Raw genomic sequence first — 522 nt, 5'->3', positions numbered from 1 at the left:
AAGTATTAGATTATATGAAGTCAATAACTGGTAAACTATCAGGACAATGGACTATAGATCGGGTTATCGACCGACTCTTCTTGACAGATCTGGTGGACAAACCCATGATCTCCTTGTCGAATGGTGAAACACGCCGACTTATGTTTGCAGCAGCACTTCTTAAAAACCCAAAAATTGCACTGATTGAACATCCATTCGTTGGCTTGGATCAATCTACCCGCAAAGCATTTGACCTACTTTTCACAGAGATAGTTGATTCGGGGATTCATTTGATTGTATCAAGCGATCGCAGAGAAATACCATCAGTCGTCAACAATGCTATCGTTTTTGATAAAGACTCCATGCCGATTCAGACTAGCATTGATAAACTGAACTTAAATAAAATAAAATCAGAACACACTGATAAAAAGAAAATTAATAACGATAATATCAACCTTCTATTAAAGGATAAGGAAGCAATAAACTACAACACGATTGTTGTCATGAACAATGTCAATATCCGTTATGGTTCGAAGCAAATAT

The 522-nt window shown here is 36.6% G+C and carries 1 protein-coding gene; it reads left to right on the top strand.

The window, feature by feature from the left end; all coding sequences use genetic code 11:
• Window positions 1-80 precede the first annotated feature (80 nt).
• Window positions 81-522 (top strand): hypothetical protein (locus DC366_RS20710; protein WP_500690307.1); only part of this gene is annotated, 442 nt, incomplete at its 3' end.

Source organism: Pelagivirga sediminicola (assembly GCF_003072125.1).
GTDB lineage: Bacteria > Pseudomonadota > Alphaproteobacteria > Rhodobacterales > Rhodobacteraceae > Roseovarius > Roseovarius sediminicola.
This window is presented reverse-complemented; position numbering and strand designations above follow the sequence as displayed.